The following is an 18,573-nucleotide window of genomic DNA, read 5'->3' as shown; positions in this document are numbered from 1 at the left end:
ACTCATACATTTCATAATAATGCTATTCCTAAAGGGATTAGTAAATTTGATCGACTTCAGTCGGATGAGGATTGGAGTGGTTATACTCAAAGACATTTGAAAGTAGAGACAGAATGCAGTTGTGCTTTAGATAGGGTCCGCAAAGGCGATTATGAAAGAGGTGATGGCTGGAAGCTTACTTCGGCGGGACAGGCTCAGTTTAAAAAGGATGCAAAACTCCTAAAGGAACACATGGGATATGATGTTACGGAAATGGACTTTGCCAAGCAGTTTTCAGAGTTTAAGTGTGACCATCCGACGATTCATTTTTCAACAGACAATATCCTGAGAGAAATAATAAAGGATAAAGGGAAGAAATACCCTGATGGTGATGTTGAGCTGTTTGTTTTTGCAACAGATGAAGAGTTTCGGCTAATGAAGGAATTGATACCGCAGAGGACATGGAACGGAACCGCAAGTGGATTCTTAAACCAGATTCTTAAATCACCGTTTCCGAAAATATATGTTTGTGAGTGGTACTTTGAGAGACAGGAGTATAACACGGTTGATCCGCAACTTATCATATTTATAAAGGATGGAGATGGCTTAAAATGGGAATGCCATAATTTGAAGTCTACAGAAGAAACGGAGATGGAATCTTAATCCATCTCCGCTATTTTTATATACTTGTAAATTGATGTCCGGGAACATTTCATAATGCGAGCCATCTCCGATATATTTATGCTTCCGGTTTTATACATCTGATAATACTTCCAAAACTTGTCTGGAAGATTTTCTTTTGTGGTTTCCGGTCTTCCGATCTGTTTACCTTTGGCAACTGCGTTCTTCATGCCGGATTTTACTCTCTGGGATATAATGTTTCGTTCCATCTCAGCAAACACGCCCCACATCTTTACCATTCCTTCGGTCATGGGATCCATTTCACCTTTGGAGCAGTCAACACGGAAGGAACCACCGATATCAAGGATCAGATGCTTTTCTTTGATGATCTGAAGGATCTCACAGAGATGTTTGGTAGAACGGGTGAGCCTTGATACTTCAGTAGTGGCAATAGTATCCCCTTCAAAGACGATGTCAAAGAGTTTCTGAAGCTCTGCCCGGTCATCCTTCATACCGGATTCGTATTCCCAATAAATATATTTGTCATCGGTAACACCAAGAGCAAACAGCTCACGCTTTTGTCTGTCGATGTACTGGCGTTCTTCGTTGGTAGAGCAACGGGCATATCCGTAAATCATATTATCCGTCCTTTCTGTTTAAGAAAAGGTAGGCTGACTTTCTTTTACAAAAATCAGCCTCTTTTCTGTATTTATTGTTATCGTTTTATGTGTCAATGAAACCATCTGTTTTCGTTTACAGTATCAATAACTATTGGAAGATGTCAGTAGCATTCGAATGAATACATACACGGCATGGATAATGATGAATACCACAATCAGGTTCCATGTTATAAAGGATAGGTAATCAGCAAACCATACCAGTATGGCAAGCGATAATAACGCCACCAGAACGCTCAGGCTGTCAGCAAAGAAATCAGCATAGAACTTTCCTACCTTATATAACCCGAAGCCTACTAAGGCGAGGACACCAAGGAAAATGGCGAGGAAACCTAAGATGGCGAGTAAACCCGGTACGATGAAATCAATGACTGCGTATGGGATTTTCTCATTCAGGGACCATACAGCCGACGCAAGTACGGAAGCATTCTCCCACAGAACAGAGAAGAAATCACCGATGAACTTGCATACGGCAAAAATATCTTCTGAAAACCTCGGAGAATTGATTGCCGTAAATACTGTTGCAAGGAAACTGTAAAGGATCCCACCGAAGGTCAGACCGTATAAACGGTCTGTCTTCGACTTATATTCGCTTTCAAGTTTCTTCATCCTGCGTTCATGGGTATCCTTTTGTTTCTTGGCGTTTTCCTCATATTTTCGTTTGAGGCTGCTCTTAGTACCGGATACTTTGGCTTCAGCAAGTGCATCGATGCGGGCAGATTCTTCATCTAACTGTTTCTTTGCCTGACGCTCCCGGGCATTGGCAGCATCAATGGAAGACTGAAGCTCAGCCTGTTTCTGCTGATATTCCTTTTTAACGGCTGAAACCGTGGCTGATGCTTCGTTTCTGGCGTTCTGCTCTTTCTTCCGCAATTCGCTGTTGCTCTGCTCTAAGCGCTCGTTCTCTTTCAAGACTAAGTCTGCGCTGCTCAGCATCCCTATCCTGTCGTTCAGCGATACGATAGTCTCGCTTTTCTCCTGAAGCTTCTTCCTGAGAGTCGAGTTCTCGGATGAAAGATTCTGTATCTTCTCTATGTCCGAGGGTCTCCCGTGTTTCTTCAGGTGTTCCAATTCCGGGATGATCTGATCCATCTGAGACTGCATATCCTGTATTGTGCTGGTAAGCTCGTGTATCTCTTGTGATTGCTTCTGAATCGTCTCGGACTGCTTTTGCAGTATCGAGTCCCGCAGTAGCGGATTCGAGTTCTGCATAGTATCGTTTGAGTTCGGCATCGGCAAGCTCTTTTTTTCTGTCGGCTTTGAGTTTTGCGAGCCTGAGTTCATTCTGTCTCGTAAATTCATTTAATAGTGCCTCCTTGTTCACTTCCATACCTGCAAAGGTCTTTTCAATATTGGTATCACGGACTTTTTTTCCGTCCTCATTTTGGAAAACAATATGCTTCCGGGAATCTTCCCACTGTACTGACCATCCTCTTTCTTCCATACCGGAGATAAATTCTTCACGGCTGGTGGACTGAGGAGCCACTTCCATGATGGCGATAGCACATTCAGCGACAAAACTCTTCTTGGCGTCATTGATAAGAAGGTTGTACTTGTCTTTACTCCATGCAGTGATCTCACCCTGTTCGATAACGGAACCGTCAAAGTGATGACCTTTCTCCGCTATGGTCAGTCCCCTTTCAAGGCAGAGTTTGTTGGTAAACTCCTTCTGATGTTCAAGATCCCTTTTGGTCTGATGCAGCTTCATACCGTCAATGTAAGAAACACTGTTGGTGACGATATGGCAGTGCAGGTGATCTTTATCCTGATGCACACCAATCAGATATTGATGACCGGGGAAAAACTTTTCAGCAAATTCTTTTCCGATTTCAAGCACCTGCTCTGGTGTGACCTGTTCATCTTTATGGAAGCTGATGATGTTGTGGGTATACATTCTTCCGGAGTCTTTATCCCAGAGTCTCTTTTCAGCAAGCCAAGACTGATAGACTTCATCATAGTTGATGGTCTCCCCTGAATACGGACCGGCAATCTCGACATATCCTTGTTTTACTTTTTCATCACGGAGGACATATTCAAGAACGTTCCTCATTGCTCCGTGGCTTTTTGTTGATTTATTGACGACCTTATTGATTGCCATATCTCTTCACTCTCCTTTCTCATATTTCCGACCTGATCATATAACCTCAGTAATGATTCTTCACCGGGAAGATAACCCTGACCGTTTGCGACATGAGCCATCTGATTCAGATTTGTTCCCATGCCTCGGATCTGTTTAACGAACTCGGCGAAGGTCTTACTGATTTCTTTCAGCACGGCAATTTCATCGGACGGGGTTATGGTTGCTCCACGGACTGCGCTGATGATAAATGCCTGCTGTGATAGACCGGACTCTTTAACTCTGTTTTGGAAGTCAGCGTACTCTGCTTCACTCATTCGTACGGTGACTGCCTTATTTCTTCTGCGCTTAACTTTCTTCATGATGTACACGCTCCTTTCTGTATTTGTGAACATAGAGTGCAACATTCTATGTGAATTTATCTGCGTAACATCTGATGCACAGTATGTTATGCAGAGCAGGGATCCAAGGGGATGCAATCCCTTTGGCGGGATGCAAGGGTAGAACCCTTAGACGGACTGACGGAGACATAAGAAAATTATCCGGTGGATGATTTTCGATGTCTGAAGTCAGGCAGTCGGGCTTCGGTGTGCAGAGGTTGAATAAACCTTGCTGGGGGATCCAAGGGGGCAAAGCCCCTCTGGCAAGTTTAGGAAACAGCCCAAAGGCTGGCTTCCGGTGCGTTGTGGCTTGCCACAATGCGAAACTTGCCTAACTACTTCACCACGATTTAGAAGCTTAGGCGGTCGGGGGTGGAGTAGTTTGTGGTTTTTGCTTTTGCCAGGAAAGTAACGAAATTATTTAATGGGTTCTCCCTTGTGGAGAAGGCATTAAATGATGTAGTGAATTGACTGACAAAAGCTGGTTCAAAGGAAGGGTACGGATATGGAAAGGAAATGGAAGGTCGCTTTGTGACCTTTCGTTTTCTTGTAATGCAGTACTCTGACTGAGAACCAATACCCGAGGATGGATGTTAGATTTCAAGCTCAAATTTAATCAAGCCAGATTTGTAATCATCCATAAATCTGCGTAAAGCACATCCGAGGGTGACGGAAGGGAAAGGTACATTCTTGTTAAACTCTTTCCATTCCGCTGCAACATCTTCATCGATGCTGAAAGATTTGCGGGTGGTACCTTCATCGGACTTTTTCATACGGATGACGGTCGGCTTAACAACAGGGGAAGCTCCTTCCGATGTTTTGTGCCATCCGTTTTCGTATCCTCTGTCACGGATCAGTCCGGTGAGATAGGTGTAGGAGAAGTCACAGTTCATATAATCGGAGAAATCTTTTCCTGTATGTCCCTGAGCTTGCTGGATTATCTGAAGCAGTTCAGCATCGGATTTCTGTTGTGCTTCTTCCTTTGTCATCTTGGGAGTGGAGAGGGTATTTACACCCTCTGTTGTTGTAATGTTCATGTTCTGTGCATCCATAGAGAAACCTCCTTATCATGGTGTGACGCAGTTAATGTGTCATACTGTGCAAATGCCTTAAATATCGGCGTTTATGAGTTCTTCAAGCTTGCTTTCAATCATTTCACGAGGGAGCATATTAGCCTGTCTTTCGGGTCTTCTGGCATTCTTCCAATCGGATGGTTTGAATTTTCTGTCGGAAGTATTGTGGGCATTGATCCACTCACATTTTTCTTCCACAGTCTTATCATTCAGCCCAGGGATATCCCATCTGCCAGAGCGATAACCCATGATGCAAGAGTTCAGTATTGCCCATTCCATATTGCGGGGCTGCGCTCCAGTTGCGTTAAGATCAAGTTTCAACCAAAAGATTTCCCAGTCAGATTCAGTACGCAGGACATCTGTAAGCTTCTTTTTGTTCCTGTAGAGACGGAACTCTTCGATGTTCCTGAAGGGTTCAGTATCAAAGTGAGCAATTTCATATTCCTGACCTTCAACAATCACTCTGTCGGTAGTAAAGCTTCCACGGATGGGCTTGCGCTTCATATCGAAGTCCATGCGGATGTGACGGGTCTCGGGTTTTACTACAAAGGGCTTTCCCTGAACGAGATCCTTAAAGGAAGTCCATTCTTCATCTGTATAATCAACGGTACCGGTGCGACCAAGAACCTGAGTCATAAGCCAAAGTCTGTCTTCATAAGAGTCAGATTCAAACCCTGATTTGGTGGAGTTATGAGCGCATACTCCATCGTATCCATCACGGTCTTTACAATGGAGAGATACGTTTCCTCTTGTGGTAAAGTTAACGAGATCATCCTGATGATGCTTTGCTTCCCACAGTTCCGGATCACCGTCCGTGAGGAATATACGGGATGCTTCCATAAACTTTCTCAGACCATAAAGGTCAAGGCCTTTCAGAATATCTTCAGGACAGTTAGAGATAAAACCGTCTGTGGTAACGGAACAGCTCATATATCCAAGAGCCTGAATCTGATTCTGTGCAGCAATAAGTTCCACCTGTACGATGGATGTAATCATCATTGCTGAAACAGGGTTTGTGATAGCAGAGCAACCGAGATCTTCCATAAGGTCTTTAAGGGCTGTCCATGCTGTTTTCTGTACGACATTCTGTGCGTTCTTTCCATATCCGCTATTAACCATTGTCTTCAGTATCAGTTCTTCCAAGGAACCTTTACCCTTGTCGTGTTTTGCAAGGTTGCGGTCAACGACAAGCTGCTTAACAGCCATTGCGAGGGATCTGGATTCCTGCGAGAAGTCCTTAACATAGCGGATATTAAGGAAGTACCCTCTGTCACAATAAACGTGCGCTCCAAGCTTCAGCGCAAGCCACACAAAGGGTCCGGCAACATACACGCCATCCATACCTTCCGATGTGAGAGGATACTGGGGAATACCGTCAACATTTACAGGAATGCAAGGGTACTTCACTGTTTCTGGGAACTCAAAGCGGACATATCCGACAAAGGGAGTGATAGGATTGATACCACCGATGCCGGTAAAGTCTGCAAGGGTTAAGTCTCTGCGGATCACTTCGCTACGGATGGGATTTTCCCAGTCGATATCTGGTACGAGACACATTGCTGTCGGATAAGCGTTTCGTAAGTCATAGTCAAATGTTTCAAAAGGGAAATATCCGACTTCGGTGCAGATGTTGTAACCACCGTGATAGCCCTGTGAAGCAAAATACTGGATAGTATTTGCATCATTTGATATGGGTTCAAGGCTTGTTGCTTCAACGAAGCCCGGACGGTCAGGAATCTTGTAATTCCCATGTTTTACTTTTTCGAGTCCACGATATACACGGTTAAATTCTTCGGTAGACTCACATTCCAAATACTTCATCATCGTCTCCTTCATTACTCCTGCTGTTGCACTGGTTACTGTTACGGGTAAAGCATTGTTATATCCATACATGGCTGACGCATACAGAACGGTTACAACGCTGTCTGTTGATGCGTATTCCATATAAAGAGCAGGATCTTTGGCAAGAAGACCTTTCATGTGTTCCTTCTGAGCCTTATCAATATCAACTTTTTCAACACCGAGGACTTCACCGAGATCCTTCAGTTTCTTTTTCCCGGCAGGTGCGTGGCACATTGTATCTGCTATGGATAAAGAGACCGGATATACGCAGGTATTGTTTACGTTTTTAAGGCTTCTCGGTGCATATCTTACGGGCTGAAGAGATGCAAGACCGCCCTGAATATCTGTCAGATAACGGAGAAGGTTCTTCTTTCCATAGGACAGGGCAGAAAGGTCAACCTTCCCGGCATGGCAAACGATACAGACCTTTATGCTTTCAACAAGTGAGAAATCAAGGTAGGTATGGAACCACGCCCAGTCTCGATCACCACGCTTTACGCATTTATCAGGCATTTCCTGAATCAGTTCGTGGGTAAATCCAATATCACTGCGGAATACATATTTGCAGTTCTTACGGGCTTCCTGAACGTCATCGGTAATGACTTCAACGGGCTTGTTATTCTTCCATTCAGTGCAGTATTTGTATCTGCGAATAGTGCGGATATCTACGGCTTCATATTTACCAAGGTGATCCAGGATACATCCGAGAGCGTCCATCAATGAAAGATCATCCTCACCATCTTTAAGGAAGACGAACTCAACAAGATCCTCACCATCAACGAGAGCGTATTGCCAAGAAAGCATATCTCTACCAGATTCGAGGTTTTCCCATTCAGAGTCATATCCTATGAGCAGACAGGGCATATCTTTTCTTGCAGCCATCAGAGACGGATACTCCGAAAAGGATGAAAGTGCAGGAAGGGCTTTACTGCCTTCAGCAGACGAGCCGAGACAGTTTCCCCCATCGCAAGCTGATGGGGTCAACTTCGGCTCTGGGTTGCCCATAGGCAAACTTGACCCCGTATCAGAAGCCCAGTTTTTACGGGGCTTCGTGCAACCGTCCGATGACGACTTTTTGGAATAGTCGTCAATGAAACTGTTCAGATTGCGTCTGCGGATGTATAAATCGAAGCCTTCTTTATCCTTAATCTGACCATTGGAACGAAACTGCCCAATGCTGTCCTTGAACCAGCCTTTGGCTTCGAGCGGATCTACCGCAGGATAGTTAACTACTGTGGGAAAAATCTTAGGTTGTAATGCCAAATTTCCATCTATCATATCCATCCCTCCTGTTCAGCCCGGAGGTAACAGGTGACTGTCACCTTGACTGTTTGGTTGGGATTTCTCCGTGAATGTATGGATTTTTGGTAGGTGAATGAGGTCAGAAAGACCTTGGAATAATTGTTGTCAAGATGCGAATACAGGACATGACGGCTCCATGTCTACAGGGCACGCCAATTCGGCCAGGGATATGCTCTCAAGGCTTGAGGTAATGGTGCTGATGGGATCGGTGGAGCTTCCGGTCACAGCCATAAGGTCACAGATAGCATCGGGGATAGATGTGCTGGTGCATCTGGGAAGGCTTGCAGACAGGAGCAGGAAGCTTCTTGAGGTGTCAGAGATAATAGGTATGGAGAATGGGGAGATAGTCACAGAGACTATATATAAGTACAGAGGAGGAGAAAAGGGAGGATGGGAGAAGACCGGAAGTCTGCGCCACACACAGAAATTATCGATGGCAGGACTTTATCAGGAAGGAAAAGGCTTATTCTGGTCGCGGAAAGCATAGGAGTGACCGTTCTTCTGGCCTGGATATTTTATGATAGTATAATAGGGCTTATCATATTTCCGGCCATCCTTTTCCTGAATTCGAAAAGAATGAAAAACGAGGCCGGGGAAGAGTTCGAAAAGCAGCTCGAGCTGGAATACAGGGAGATGTTTACCTCGATAACAGGTGCCCTGCAGACAGGGTATTCGATAGAGCATGCATTTGCGGAGGCGGGTGAGAGCCTTAGGATGCTCTACGGAGAGAAAAGCATATTAAGAGACCATATAGTGGAGCTGTGCAGCAAGGTCAGGCTCAGGACGCCGGTCGAGAAGGCATTTACAGAGCTGTCAGAGAAGTTCGATAACGAGGACTTAAATGATTTTGCCATGATATTCAGCTTCGGTAAGAGGCTGGGCGGAGAGTATGTCAGCAATATCAGGAAATCCACCGAGAGGATATCAAAGAGGGTCGAGGTAAAGCAGGAGATAAGAACCGCAATAGCCCAGCAGCAGATGGAGCTTAAGGTCATGGCAGTCATGCCGCTAGGTATTCTTGGATATATGAAGCTTTCGGCGCCTGAGTTCATAGGGGCGGCCTACGGCAATGTCCTGGGAATAGGGACTATGACAGGGTGTCTGATTCTCTATGCGGTATGCCTATACTTTGGCAAAAGGATAACAAGGATAAGGGTATGACAGGGGGAATGGAATGATAGCTATATTCATAACGATCTTTACTGCCGTCGCAGTCTTCTTCATCGGGAAAAGAGGGAAGAAGATACCGGGAAAGCTTCTGGCCTGTATCATAGGCCTTGAGATAGTGGGGTCGCTGATAAGCCTTACAAGCGGCTCAGGAAATGCGGTAGTAAAAAAGCTCAGGCGGCCGGAGGCTGCCGGGGCGACAGCTCACAGGGATATAAAGGCAAGAAGTGGAGAAAAAGAGGAGGAGGTCGATATAAGCATATCGGCCAGAAGGCTGTCTGATAAGGAGTCGGAAAGGAAGCTAAAGCAGGCGGAAAGAGAGATAAAGGAAACCTATCTGGGAGAAAATGAAAGCAGTAAGACTGTATACAGGGACCTCTTGCTTGGTTCCAGATATCAGGGATCGGTCAGCGCCGAATGGGAGATAAGTCCTCAGGGTATATTTGACAGCGAAGGGAAGATATACAACAGTGCGGTGGAATCACCGACCGAGGTAAGACTAAGGGGGCTTCTGTCATGTCAGGATAGGAGCAGCCTGATCGAGCTCACAGTAAAAGCAGTTCCGGTCCCGCCGGATGCAGATATGGGCTTTTCCTATTATCTTAGCAAGGCACTTGATGCGGCAGATGCAGCAGATCCTGAGGGGAGCTACCTGGTGCTTCCGGAGACTATAAACGGCAGAAGCGTAAGCTTTACGGAGAAGCAGGAGGATGAGGGATTAAAGCTTACTATACTCATGGCTTTTGCGGCAGGGCTTTATTATTTCTATATCACATTTCGGGCAAGGGATCTGGAGAAGGCCAGACAGAAGGAAGTATCGCTTGATTATCCCAAGATGGTTTCAGCCCTGTCAATGTATATAGGAGCCGGCTTTTCGGTCAGACAGGCCTTTGAGCAGGTCGGAAGGGCCTATCAGATATCTGTAGCAAGGGGACATCCGAGGAGGCCGGCCTATGAGGCGCTTCTTCAGATGAACAGGAGTATAAGGGACGGAGAGGATGAGGAAAATGCAATAAACGCGTTTGGAGATTCGCTTAGAAACAAGGGATTCCGCAAGCTGTCCATGATGCTTGCCCAGTGCAGGAGAAAGGGGAATGGAGAGCTCAGGGATCAGATGGAGCAGGAGGAGAGAGAAGCCATGGAGAAGAGGAGGATGGACGCCCGGATCGCAGGGGAGGAGGCGTCCGTAAAGCTTCTTTTGCCTATGATAGGGCTGCTCGGAGTCATATTTATAGCGCTGATGATACCTGCCTTTATGCAGATGCAATAGATCGGCGCAGAAAAGGAGGATGTTATGGGATTTAAGAGCTTTATAGAGGAGGAGGACGGCATAGGCACGGTAGAGGTAGTGCTGCTTCTTGTCATAATAGTAGTTCTGGTGGTAATGTTTCGAAACAAGATCAAGGAAGTGGTCAGCAATGCGCTGAACAAGATCAACGAAAGAGGAAGCGATGTCATAAGCACAGAGCCTGACAAATGAAAAGGAAGGGGAGCATTACTGTATTCCTGGCGCTTTCTCTTGCGACGGTGCTGCTTCTTACCTTTCTGCTTCTCGATCTTGCCAGACTTAAGGGACAGAGGCAGAAGGCAGAGGCGGTATCGGATATAGGTACGATGAGCCTCTTTGCGGATTATAACAGGTATCTATGGGATAATTACAGGATACTTGCCGTGGATGCTTCCTATGGCAGCGGAGGCGGTGCCGATCTGGCTGTCATGGAGGGCAGGATAAGGGTATATCTGGAAAAGAACGGGACCTCTCCTGATACACCGGGGAAGGATCTCTATCAGCTGCTCACAGACAAGTGCCAGATCTCTAAGTATGGACTTCTGACTGATGATAACGGCAGGGCATTTCTGAAGCAGGCGGCTCTTCAGCAGAAGAATGAGCTGCCTGAGCAGGCCCTTGATGCTATTGTCAACAGGAACAGGCAGGTAGAGGCTGATTCGGGGAAAAACGGATCGGTAGATGAGCTGATGCAGGCCGGAAGAGATGCCCTGAAGGAATCCGAGGAGATAAAAAAGGGAGCAGAGGAGGACAAGAAGAAAGCTGCCAGGGGTACGAAAGCAGATGAGAGGATAATGGCAGTACCTCTATCGGTTACCACTGCAGAGAAAACAGAAAATACAGAGGTGGATCTTGACGGAGCAAAGAAGGCGGAGGACCTTGATAATCCTATGGACGATGTGACCAGTTGGATGAACAAGTCCATACTAGGTCAGGTGCTTGAGGATACATCCAGGGTCTCATCCAAAAAGATAGATCTCTCTGATGCAGTATCGAAGCGGCCGCTGGCAAGAGGGAACAGGGGAAGCACAGAGCCGCTTAGCCTTGCAGAAAGGGCACTTTTTGCAGACTATGAGCTTACTCATTTCTCAAGCTACAGGAAAGACTACGGTCATGACGGGCTTAAATATGAGTGGGAATATGTGCTCTGCGGCAAGGACTCGGATCAGAAGAACCTGACAGCAGTAGTCACCAGACTCCTGGCTCTGAGGGAGGCAGAAAATATGGTAAGTCTCCTCTCAGATGCATCAAAGGTCGCGCAGGCCCAGTCTCTTGCGACTGCTCTTGCAGGATGGACAGGAAATGCACTAATAGTAGAGGGAGTCAAATGGGGACTTATAGCATCCTGGGCCTATACGGAGAGCGTTCTGGATGTCAGGAGACTCCTGTCCGGAGGCAAGGTCGCGCTTATAAAGACAAGTGCCCAGTGGACGACTGGAAATCTGCTGGAGCTGGCAGCCTGGTTTGATGTAAGGAGGAAGGCAAAGGAATGTTCAGGGGGAATAGATTATGAGGGTTATCTTCTTACTATGTCGGCTGCGCAGAGCGAGAAGACGCTTGGACTTAGAAGTCTGGATCTTTTGGAAAATTCTCTCAGGCTGCAGGAGGACTACCGGAATCTGGCAATGGATCAGATGGTAGTAGGCGCAGATATAGAGTACAGCTATAAGTCGGCACCGGCATTCTTTTCTATATTCAGGCTTTATGACAGGGCATTTCCTATACTTACCATAGAGAAGAAGTGCAGCATGAGCTATCTTTACCAGAAGAAATAGATATGGACGCTGTTCCTGAAGGGTGTCCCTGATACATTTGACAATTCCCTTCAGTCAGGCAATCACATGAATACATCATTTTCCAGAAACCTCAATCATTTTTACTAATGGCAGGGGCACCGTTCCGGGGCAGCGTACTATTAAGGGTTTTATGAAAAAAAGAAAAAACAGGAAAGAGGGATTCTATACCTATGAAGCAGCAGCTCTTCTGCCGTTATTCGCATTTTTTGTGCTGGTATTTCTGCTTATCTTCCGCGCTCTGTCCTTCCAGTGGGGACTTTTCGCCACGGTTTATCAAAGCAGCGCGCATCTGGCACTGGCAGGGGTTGTGACTATAGGGGAGAAAAAGGAGGCAATAACGCCGATAAGCGTCTATGCTGCGTCAAAGGCCCTCCTGAAGAAAAACGGAGTAAGCACAGGATTCTTGTCTCATGACCTGCTCTTTATCGATTTCGCACAGACTGAGGTGAATGAGAAGGATATAGATGTAAGAGCCGGCTATCTGATGCCTCTGCTCGCAGGTCAGAGGCTTTTTGGCAAAAAAGGATATGAGCTGGGAAACAGGATCTGTATCAGGCGGTGGAACGGATTTGATCCGGCAGAGGGAGAAGGGGACGGAGGCATAGTATATGTGACAGAGAATGGAAGCGTATATCATACAAGTCTTTCCTGTACCTATATCAGACTCTCGATCCATACGGCCCAGGTGTCGGCCCTGGGAGGACTCCGCAGCGAAAGCGGTCATAAATACTATCCATGTGAGAGCTGTGGTGATGCTATATCGGGAGTGTTCTACTATACTGATTACGGTACCAGGGCACATTCATCTCTGTCATGCAGCAGGCTAAAGCGCACTGTAAAGACACTTACCAGAGAGGAGGCAGTAAAGAAATACCGCCCCTGCAGCAAGTGCGGATCGGGGGAGAGACATGGAACGCATGATAATGCTAAGCCTTCTTCTGGCCCTTAGCATAGAGGATATAAAGGAAAGGGAGGTCCATCAGGTCCTGCTGTATATATTTATGGCAAGCGGTCTGGCAGCATTTCTCATAAGCAGACGGCTTACGGTCGCGGATGCAGCAGGAGGAGTGGCCTGCGGTCTTATTATATGGCTGTTTTCTAGGCTTTGTCCGGAGACAATGGGAGAAGCAGACGGAATGGTCATAGCATCTACAGGAGCTTATCTTGGTCTTGCTGGAAATATCTGCCTTATATTTACATCAAGTCTGCTGGCAGGAGCAGCTGCCTTTATTGCGGCAGCCTTCCTAAAGAAGGGGAAGGACTACAGGCTGCCATTTATACCATTTATCACAGCAGGAGCCCTGATAACCCTGCTGCTGGAGGGATCATGAAAGGAAAGAAAAAGGCATATCTGACCCTGGAGGCGACCTGGATGTTCGGCCTGGCTCTTCTGATATTCATAGGAGTACTGCTGCTTACCATAAGCCTCTATGGGGAGACATATAAGGAAATATCAGACAGGAAACCGCCGGAGATAAATGCGGTTTCTGAATTCAGGAAAATAGCTGTCGCAAAGGATATGGCAGAAAAGATCACTGACAAGGGAGATAAAAAGGAGGAATGAGAGATGGAGGTAAGCTACCAGAGAAGCGCCAGCAGAAGCTATATGATTCTGTCAGGAGAGGAAGGAGAGGACGGGTATGAGCAGGAGATGCTGAGACAGAATTCTGTGAGGCTGCTTCTATCCTTTTATATGGTCGAGCTGGACCGGGGTATGCAGGTCTGGTATGACATTACAGGCCTGAGGTCCTTAAAGGATATAGTAAGGACCGAGGGAGTCACTATAGAGAATCTCTATATGGCAGTAAGCAGTATAGCAAGAGGCTTTTCCCTGCTTTCCCAGTATCTGATAAGAGATGAGAATATACTTATGGATCCGGGAGCGGTCTATTTTGACAGGGAGGATAAGCCGAATGTCAGACTATGCTACTGTCCGCTGCTGCATGAAAGCCCGGCCAGTCAGCTGCTTAAATTTTTTGAATTTTATATGGACCAGGTGGACGATGCCAGGGACCAGGTGGCAAGGCTTGTTTACAGGCTTTATGAGATGTGCCGGAATCCTGTGACCATTGATGAACTGGCTGAAACTATCAGGAAGGAGATGGAGACGGCTGATCCTGTGGATATGATGCCATCTACTGAAAGGATGATAAGCATAAGGGAGGAGGAACAGGGCCAGGCAAAACCGATTCAAAACGATGTTATTAAAGACGAGACACCGGCAGATCCGCCGGTCAGTAAGAAAAGAGTGGATAAACCGTCGCTTTCGGATAAGCTGAAGGGTCTTTTGATGGATAAGTTTCCGGGGATCACAAGGCTTCTAAAAAAGGAGAGGGGCAGCAGGGAAGAGAAGAAAGAGGCTTTTGATATAGCAGATGATTTTGTATTTGATCCGGATACAGAGCTTCGACAGAAGACTGTATTTATGAGAAAGGCAGATGTTGCTGTGGAACAGAGAGAGGCTAAGGACCATTTTGAAGGACTGCTGGTCTATGAGGGGAAGGGAACCGAGAACAACTATCAGATACAGACCAGGAGGTTTCGGATAGGAAGTCAGGAGGGAGAAAACGATGCAGTCCTCCATTCGGCAGTTGTGAGCCGCCATCATGCTGTGATCACAAGGGAGGATGGAGATTTTTACATTGAGGATCTTAATTCCACGAACGGGACATATCTGAATGGAGAGCTCCTGTCCTATAATAAGAGACAAAGACTTAACAGGATGGACAGGATAGTATTCGCCGATGTGGCCTATCATATCGTATAATGTATTTGAAATAGCCTCCCTTTGTGGTAAACTATAAACAGTTGCCACAGACATGGAGGGTGTCATATCTATGAAGATAAATATATACTATGGAGGCAGAGGGGTACTCGACGATCCTACTATTTATGTGCTTTCACAGATCGAGAAGGTCCTTGGTGAGCTCAGGGTAGAGGTGAAGAGGTACAATATATACGAAGCTAAGAATTCGATCTCGACACTTCCTTCTACACTGAAGGGAGTCGATGGGATAATCCTTGCGACCACAGTTGAGTGGCTGGGGATCGGGGGCTATATGACCCAGTTCCTTGACGCATGCTGGTTCTACGGTGACAAGGAGGAGATAGCCGGTATATATATGCAGCCGGTCGTTATTTCCACTACATATGGAGAGAGGGAAGCCGTGCTTACTCTGGAGAATGCCTGGCAGATACTTGGAGGTCAGCTTTGCGGCGGACTATGCGGCTATGTCGAAAGGACTTCGGAGCTTCGTGACAATCCTGAATATCACAGGATAATAGAGAAGAGAGCCGAGAATCTCTACCGGACGATTTCGTCCCACGCAAGGTCCCTTCCGGGCAGCAATCAGGCAGTCAGACGGTCGGTGCTTCGTACAAGGACCATGCAGCTTACTCCCCAGGAAAGCGAGCAGCTTTCGGAATATGTCTCTGATGATGCCTATGTAGCACAGCAGAAGAAGGATATAAGTGACCTTTCATCCATTTATCGCAATCTGCTTGGAGAGAATGCAGAGAAGGCCGAAACAGAGTTTATTAATGCTTTTCAGTCGCATTTTCATGGAAAGGATGGACTTGACATGACTGCTGCCTTTCATATAGAGGGCAGGGATCAGCCACTTGTGATACGGGCAAAGGGCGATCAGATAAGTGCTGAGTATGGAAATGGAGACGATGCAAAGGTTGTTATCCATCTTTCAGAGGGCGCTATGAATGAGATCACCTCAGGCAGGGAAACCTTTCAGAGAGCCTTCAACACAGGTGATATGAGTGCCAGAGGTACCTTTGCTGACCTGAGGACACTTGACCAGATATTTCAGTTTTAGCTTTATGTATATGACACAGGAGGTTTTACGATGAAGACAGATGATAACTGCATTTTCTGCAAGCTTGCAAACGGGATCATCCCGACCAATAAGATATATGAGGACGACCTGTTCACAGTGATCCTTGATGCAGATCCGGTGAGCCGGGGACATGCCCTTATCCTTCCGAAGAATCATTATGCCAACATATTCGAGCTGGGAGATAAGGAGGCGGCAGCTATTTTTACTCTTGCAAAGAAGCTTGCCATACATATGAAGGATGTTCTGGGCTGTGACGGCTTCAATATCCTGCAGAATAACGGTGAGATCGCAGGTCAGTCAGTATTTCATTTCCACCTTCATCTGATCCCGAGATACAAGGACGCTCCGAACAATAAGGGACTTCTTGGCTTTACACATGCAGGCCTTTCAGAGGATCAGATAAGAGAGATCGCAGAGAAACTCGCGCAGTGAGAAAAAGACAGGGAAGGGCCGGGCTCTGCTTTATCCTTATGGCGGCAGCCCTTCTTTTTTGCCTGCCCTTGACCTCTCAAGCCGCAGACAAGAAGGATTTCGGGGTATTTACGGCAGCAGGCAGAGAGAAGCTTAGCCGCATGTATTCCTACAGTACAGTGGTGATAGATCCGGATGAATTTCATAAATCGGATATAAGAAAGCTTCATAGAAAGGGAGTCAGGGTATACGGATATCTGAATACAGGCTCTATAGAGACCTGCAGGCCCTACTATGACAGCTACAGGGAATTAAGGCTTGGAGCGTATCAGGGCTGGGAAGATGAGTACTGGATCAATGTGGCAGATACCGCCTGGCAGGATTTTCTGATAAAGGACAGAGGAGAGTATTACAGTTCTATTGGACTTGATGGATTTTTCGTAGATAATGCAGACGTATATTACCATTACCATACTGAGGATATCTATCAGGGCCTTGTCTCTATCCTTAGCGGACTAAAGGCTTATGATATGAGCATCATAGTAAATGGAGGCGATACCTTTGTGAGTCAGGCCATAAAAAAGGACCAGGTTGCCTTCGATGGTATATGTCAGGAGTCTGTCTTTACAAGAACAGTATTCATAAGAAAAAGTGATAATAAGACAAGATACAGGTACTGCAGGCAGAAAAAAAGCGTAAGGGAATATTATAAGAGCTATCTCGCCAGAGCCAGAAAGGCCGGCCTTAAGGTATTCCTGATCGAATACCGGGCCGGAGAGGATATGAGAAAGCAGATAGGCTCATATTGTGCCAGGAATGGCTTCATCTGGTATGATGCGCATGATATCAGACTGGGCCTTTAGCCCTGCTTATCTGCTGCTTCCTTTATAATAGCTACTATCTTTTGGATCGGGTCCATCTGGGCGCTGTCTGACATGGCCTTTATATATTCGTCCCTGTGTGATGTCACATGACGTATGGCATTAGTAAGAGTCTTCTCAGTCACATCTTCCTCCTCTATCACATATGAGAAGCCCTGCTTTGCAAAGGAGGCAGCGTTTAGGATCTGGTCTCCGCGAGATGCGTTTCTTGACAGAGGGATAAGGATATTAGGCTTCCTCAGGGCCAGAAGCTCGCAGATGGCATTGGCGCCGGCTCTTGAGATCACAAGGTCGGCAGCAGCGAAAAGATCAGGAAGCTCCTTGCTAATGTACTCATACTGGACATAGCCGCTCCTGCCGTCAAGCGAGGGGTCAAGATTTCCTTTTCCGCAAAGATGGATTATCTCGAAATCGCGGAGCAGGTCATCAAGAGCTCCCCTTACAGCATTATTGATAAAGACAGAGCCAAGCGATCCTCCGATTATAAGCAGGAGCGGCCTGGCGCCGGTCAGGCCGGTGAATTCAAGGGCCTTATCCCTGCTTCCATGGAGAAGGGCCTGTCTTATAGGAGAGCCAGTAAGGACTCCTTTGCCCTCAGGAAGATAGGAAAGGGTCTCAGGAAAATTGCAGCAGATCTTTACAGCGCCCTTCATGGCGATCCTGTTTGCAAGACCCGGGGTCATGTCTGACTCATGGAGGATAGCTGGTATATGAAGGGATTTGGCAGCAAGCACTACAGGCACAGAGACGAAGCCTCCCTTGCTGAATACGACAGCCGGACGAATCCTCTTCAGAAGAGATCTGGCCTGGGCATAGCCCCTCAGTACACGGAAGGGATCCGAGAAGTTCTTCCAGTCAAAGTAACGGCGGAGCTTGCCGGAGCTTATACCGTGATACTCAAGGCCCTCTTTTGTGATCAGGTCCTTTTCTATACCATTGTAGGAGCCTATATAGACCGGAGTGAAGCCGGCCTCCCTAAGAGCCGGGATCAGAGCGATATTTGGAGTCACATGGCCGGCAGTGCCGCCACCGGTAAGAATGATCTTAGACATTATAATAACCTTTCACAATCAAAGCTTCTTAAACTCGCCTCGTAACACTAGATGGTCATGCCTCATGTCTGATAAAATGAAACCGTATGGCCTGCGCAACGGGGACGATTTTCAGAAAAGTCAAAAAAATACGAAAAGTTAAATTTTCGTGTTTTTTTTAAAGTTGGTATATTCAAACC

General features: G+C 46.5%; 20 protein-coding genes. 13 read left to right on the top strand and 7 right to left on the bottom strand.

What is annotated here, in order from left to right; genetic code table 11:
- The first annotated feature begins 96 nt into the window (after window positions 1–96).
- Entirely contained in the window at window positions 97–642 is a 546-nt protein-coding gene (locus ACTNCK_RS04675; protein ID WP_441081244.1) for a hypothetical protein, read from the top strand.
- Here ACTNCK_RS04675 and ACTNCK_RS04670 read toward each other — a convergent pair.
- From ACTNCK_RS04670 to ACTNCK_RS04645, 6 genes are all read right to left on the bottom strand, one after another.
- Window positions 639–1,238, bottom strand: a complete 600-nt coding sequence (locus ACTNCK_RS04670) for a recombinase family protein (protein ID WP_441081242.1) — start codon at window positions 1,236–1,238, stop codon at window positions 639–641. The two genes, ACTNCK_RS04675 and ACTNCK_RS04670, sit on opposite strands and share 4 nt — an antisense overlap.
- A gap of 123 nt (window positions 1,239–1,361) precedes the next feature.
- Window positions 1,362–2,189 carry a DUF6040 family protein gene (locus tag ACTNCK_RS04665; RefSeq protein ID WP_441081241.1) on the bottom strand — a complete coding sequence of 276 codons (828 nt, stop codon included), beginning with the start codon at window positions 2,187–2,189 and terminating at the stop codon, window positions 1,362–1,364.
- Window positions 2,092–3,375: a relaxase/mobilization nuclease domain-containing protein gene (locus ACTNCK_RS04660; RefSeq protein ID WP_441081240.1), complete on the bottom strand. Its 1,284-nt coding sequence runs from the start codon at window positions 3,373–3,375 to the stop codon at window positions 2,092–2,094. Before ACTNCK_RS04660 ends, ACTNCK_RS04665 begins: the two co-directional genes overlap by 98 nt.
- A complete protein-coding gene (locus ACTNCK_RS04655; RefSeq protein WP_441081239.1) occupies window positions 3,324–3,716 on the bottom strand; it encodes a plasmid mobilization protein in 393 nt (130 codons plus the stop codon). Before ACTNCK_RS04655 ends, ACTNCK_RS04660 begins: the two co-directional genes overlap by 52 nt.
- A gap of 611 nt (window positions 3,717–4,327) precedes the next feature.
- On the bottom strand, window positions 4,328–4,786 hold the full coding sequence (locus tag ACTNCK_RS04650; protein WP_441081238.1) for a hypothetical protein: 459 nt from the start codon (window positions 4,784–4,786) through the stop codon (window positions 4,328–4,330).
- A gap of 57 nt (window positions 4,787–4,843) precedes the next feature.
- On the bottom strand, window positions 4,844–7,927 hold the full coding sequence (locus ACTNCK_RS04645) for a hypothetical protein (protein ID WP_441081237.1): 3,084 nt from the start codon (window positions 7,925–7,927) through the stop codon (window positions 4,844–4,846).
- A 97-nt stretch (window positions 7,928–8,024) separates the two neighbouring features.
- On the opposite strand from ACTNCK_RS04645, the gene ACTNCK_RS04640 reads away from it, so the two are divergent.
- From ACTNCK_RS04640 to ACTNCK_RS04585, 12 genes are all read left to right on the top strand, one after another.
- Window positions 8,025–8,438 (top strand): ATPase, T2SS/T4P/T4SS family, encoded by a 414-nt coding sequence (locus ACTNCK_RS04640; RefSeq protein ID WP_441081236.1) that lies wholly within the window; start codon window positions 8,025–8,027, stop codon window positions 8,436–8,438.
- Window positions 8,342–9,112 carry a type II secretion system F family protein gene (locus ACTNCK_RS04635; protein ID WP_441081235.1) on the top strand — a complete coding sequence of 257 codons (771 nt, stop codon included), beginning with the start codon at window positions 8,342–8,344 and terminating at the stop codon, window positions 9,110–9,112. Before ACTNCK_RS04640 ends, ACTNCK_RS04635 begins: the two co-directional genes overlap by 97 nt.
- A gap of 13 nt (window positions 9,113–9,125) precedes the next feature.
- Window positions 9,126–10,388 carry a type II secretion system F family protein gene (locus tag ACTNCK_RS04630; RefSeq protein WP_441081233.1) on the top strand — a complete coding sequence of 421 codons (1,263 nt, stop codon included), beginning with the start codon at window positions 9,126–9,128 and terminating at the stop codon, window positions 10,386–10,388.
- Between the two features lie 24 nt (window positions 10,389–10,412).
- Window positions 10,413–10,598: a Flp1 family type IVb pilin gene (locus ACTNCK_RS04625; RefSeq protein ID WP_441081232.1), complete on the top strand. Its 186-nt coding sequence runs from the start codon at window positions 10,413–10,415 to the stop codon at window positions 10,596–10,598.
- On the top strand, window positions 10,595–12,181 hold the full coding sequence (locus ACTNCK_RS04620) for a DUF5702 domain-containing protein (RefSeq protein WP_441081231.1): 1,587 nt from the start codon (window positions 10,595–10,597) through the stop codon (window positions 12,179–12,181). The genes ACTNCK_RS04625 and ACTNCK_RS04620 overlap by 4 nt, the downstream gene beginning before the upstream one ends.
- Window positions 12,182–12,332: 151 nt before the next feature.
- A complete protein-coding gene (locus ACTNCK_RS04615) occupies window positions 12,333–13,151 on the top strand; it encodes a hypothetical protein (protein WP_441081230.1) in 819 nt (272 codons plus the stop codon).
- On the top strand, window positions 13,111–13,533 hold the full coding sequence (locus ACTNCK_RS04610) for a prepilin peptidase (protein ID WP_441081229.1): 423 nt from the start codon (window positions 13,111–13,113) through the stop codon (window positions 13,531–13,533). The genes ACTNCK_RS04615 and ACTNCK_RS04610 overlap by 41 nt, the downstream gene beginning before the upstream one ends.
- A complete protein-coding gene (locus ACTNCK_RS04605; RefSeq protein ID WP_441081228.1) occupies window positions 13,530–13,766 on the top strand; it encodes a hypothetical protein in 237 nt (78 codons plus the stop codon). Before ACTNCK_RS04610 ends, ACTNCK_RS04605 begins: the two co-directional genes overlap by 4 nt.
- A gap of 3 nt (window positions 13,767–13,769) precedes the next feature.
- On the top strand, window positions 13,770–14,969 hold the full coding sequence (locus ACTNCK_RS04600) for a DUF6382 domain-containing protein (RefSeq protein ID WP_441081227.1): 1,200 nt from the start codon (window positions 13,770–13,772) through the stop codon (window positions 14,967–14,969).
- Between the two features lie 70 nt (window positions 14,970–15,039).
- Entirely contained in the window at window positions 15,040–16,029 is a 990-nt protein-coding gene (locus tag ACTNCK_RS04595; protein ID WP_441081226.1) for an SCP2 sterol-binding domain-containing protein, read from the top strand.
- Between the two features lie 30 nt (window positions 16,030–16,059).
- Entirely contained in the window at window positions 16,060–16,482 is a 423-nt protein-coding gene (locus ACTNCK_RS04590) for an HIT family protein (RefSeq protein WP_441081225.1), read from the top strand.
- Window positions 16,479–17,324 carry an endo alpha-1,4 polygalactosaminidase gene (locus tag ACTNCK_RS04585; protein WP_441081224.1) on the top strand — a complete coding sequence of 282 codons (846 nt, stop codon included), beginning with the start codon at window positions 16,479–16,481 and terminating at the stop codon, window positions 17,322–17,324. The genes ACTNCK_RS04590 and ACTNCK_RS04585 overlap by 4 nt, the downstream gene beginning before the upstream one ends.
- Here ACTNCK_RS04585 and ACTNCK_RS04580 read toward each other — a convergent pair.
- Entirely contained in the window at window positions 17,321–18,394 is a 1,074-nt protein-coding gene (locus ACTNCK_RS04580; protein WP_441081223.1) for an undecaprenyldiphospho-muramoylpentapeptide beta-N-acetylglucosaminyltransferase, read from the bottom strand. The genes ACTNCK_RS04585 and ACTNCK_RS04580 overlap by 4 nt on opposite strands.
- Window positions 18,395–18,573 lie beyond the last annotated feature (179 nt).

Origin of the sequence: Candidatus Weimeria sp. HCP3S3_B5 (assembly GCF_052064335.1) — a bacterium.
Taxonomy (GTDB): domain Bacteria; phylum Bacillota; class Clostridia; order Lachnospirales; family Lachnospiraceae; genus Weimeria.
Note: the sequence above shows the minus strand (reverse complement) of the source record. Positions and strands in the feature narration are given on the sequence as shown.

Bases quoted from the DNA above. Each gene is read 5' to 3' on its own strand.
- ACTNCK_RS04670 (WP_441081242.1), bottom strand. From the start codon at position 1,238: ATGATTTACGGATATGCCCGTTGCTCTACCAACGAAGAACGCCAGTAC.
- ACTNCK_RS04660 (WP_441081240.1), bottom strand. From the start codon at position 3,375: ATGGCAATCAATAAGGTCGTCAATAAATCAACAAAAAGCCACGGAGCA.
- ACTNCK_RS04655 (WP_441081239.1), bottom strand. From the start codon at position 3,716: ATGAAGAAAGTTAAGCGCAGAAGAAATAAGGCAGTCACCGTACGAATG.
- ACTNCK_RS04650 (WP_441081238.1), bottom strand. From the start codon at position 4,786: ATGGATGCACAGAACATGAACATTACAACAACAGAGGGTGTAAATACC.
- ACTNCK_RS04645 (WP_441081237.1), bottom strand. From the start codon at position 7,927: ATGATAGATGGAAATTTGGCATTACAACCTAAGATTTTTCCCACAGTA.
- ACTNCK_RS04640 (WP_441081236.1), top strand. From the start codon at position 8,025: ATGAGGTCAGAAAGACCTTGGAATAATTGTTGTCAAGATGCGAATACA.
- ACTNCK_RS04635 (WP_441081235.1), top strand. From the start codon at position 8,342: ATGGGAGAAGACCGGAAGTCTGCGCCACACACAGAAATTATCGATGGC.
- ACTNCK_RS04630 (WP_441081233.1), top strand. From the start codon at position 9,126: ATGATAGCTATATTCATAACGATCTTTACTGCCGTCGCAGTCTTCTTC.
- ACTNCK_RS04625 (WP_441081232.1), top strand. From the start codon at position 10,413: ATGGGATTTAAGAGCTTTATAGAGGAGGAGGACGGCATAGGCACGGTA.
- ACTNCK_RS04620 (WP_441081231.1), top strand. From the start codon at position 10,595: ATGAAAAGGAAGGGGAGCATTACTGTATTCCTGGCGCTTTCTCTTGCG.
- ACTNCK_RS04615 (WP_441081230.1), top strand. From the start codon at position 12,333: ATGAAAAAAAGAAAAAACAGGAAAGAGGGATTCTATACCTATGAAGCA.
- ACTNCK_RS04610 (WP_441081229.1), top strand. From the start codon at position 13,111: ATGGAACGCATGATAATGCTAAGCCTTCTTCTGGCCCTTAGCATAGAG.
- ACTNCK_RS04605 (WP_441081228.1), top strand. From the start codon at position 13,530: ATGAAAGGAAAGAAAAAGGCATATCTGACCCTGGAGGCGACCTGGATG.
- ACTNCK_RS04600 (WP_441081227.1), top strand. From the start codon at position 13,770: ATGGAGGTAAGCTACCAGAGAAGCGCCAGCAGAAGCTATATGATTCTG.
- ACTNCK_RS04595 (WP_441081226.1), top strand. From the start codon at position 15,040: ATGAAGATAAATATATACTATGGAGGCAGAGGGGTACTCGACGATCCT.
- ACTNCK_RS04590 (WP_441081225.1), top strand. From the start codon at position 16,060: ATGAAGACAGATGATAACTGCATTTTCTGCAAGCTTGCAAACGGGATC.
- ACTNCK_RS04580 (WP_441081223.1), bottom strand. From the start codon at position 18,394: ATGTCTAAGATCATTCTTACCGGTGGCGGCACTGCCGGCCATGTGACT.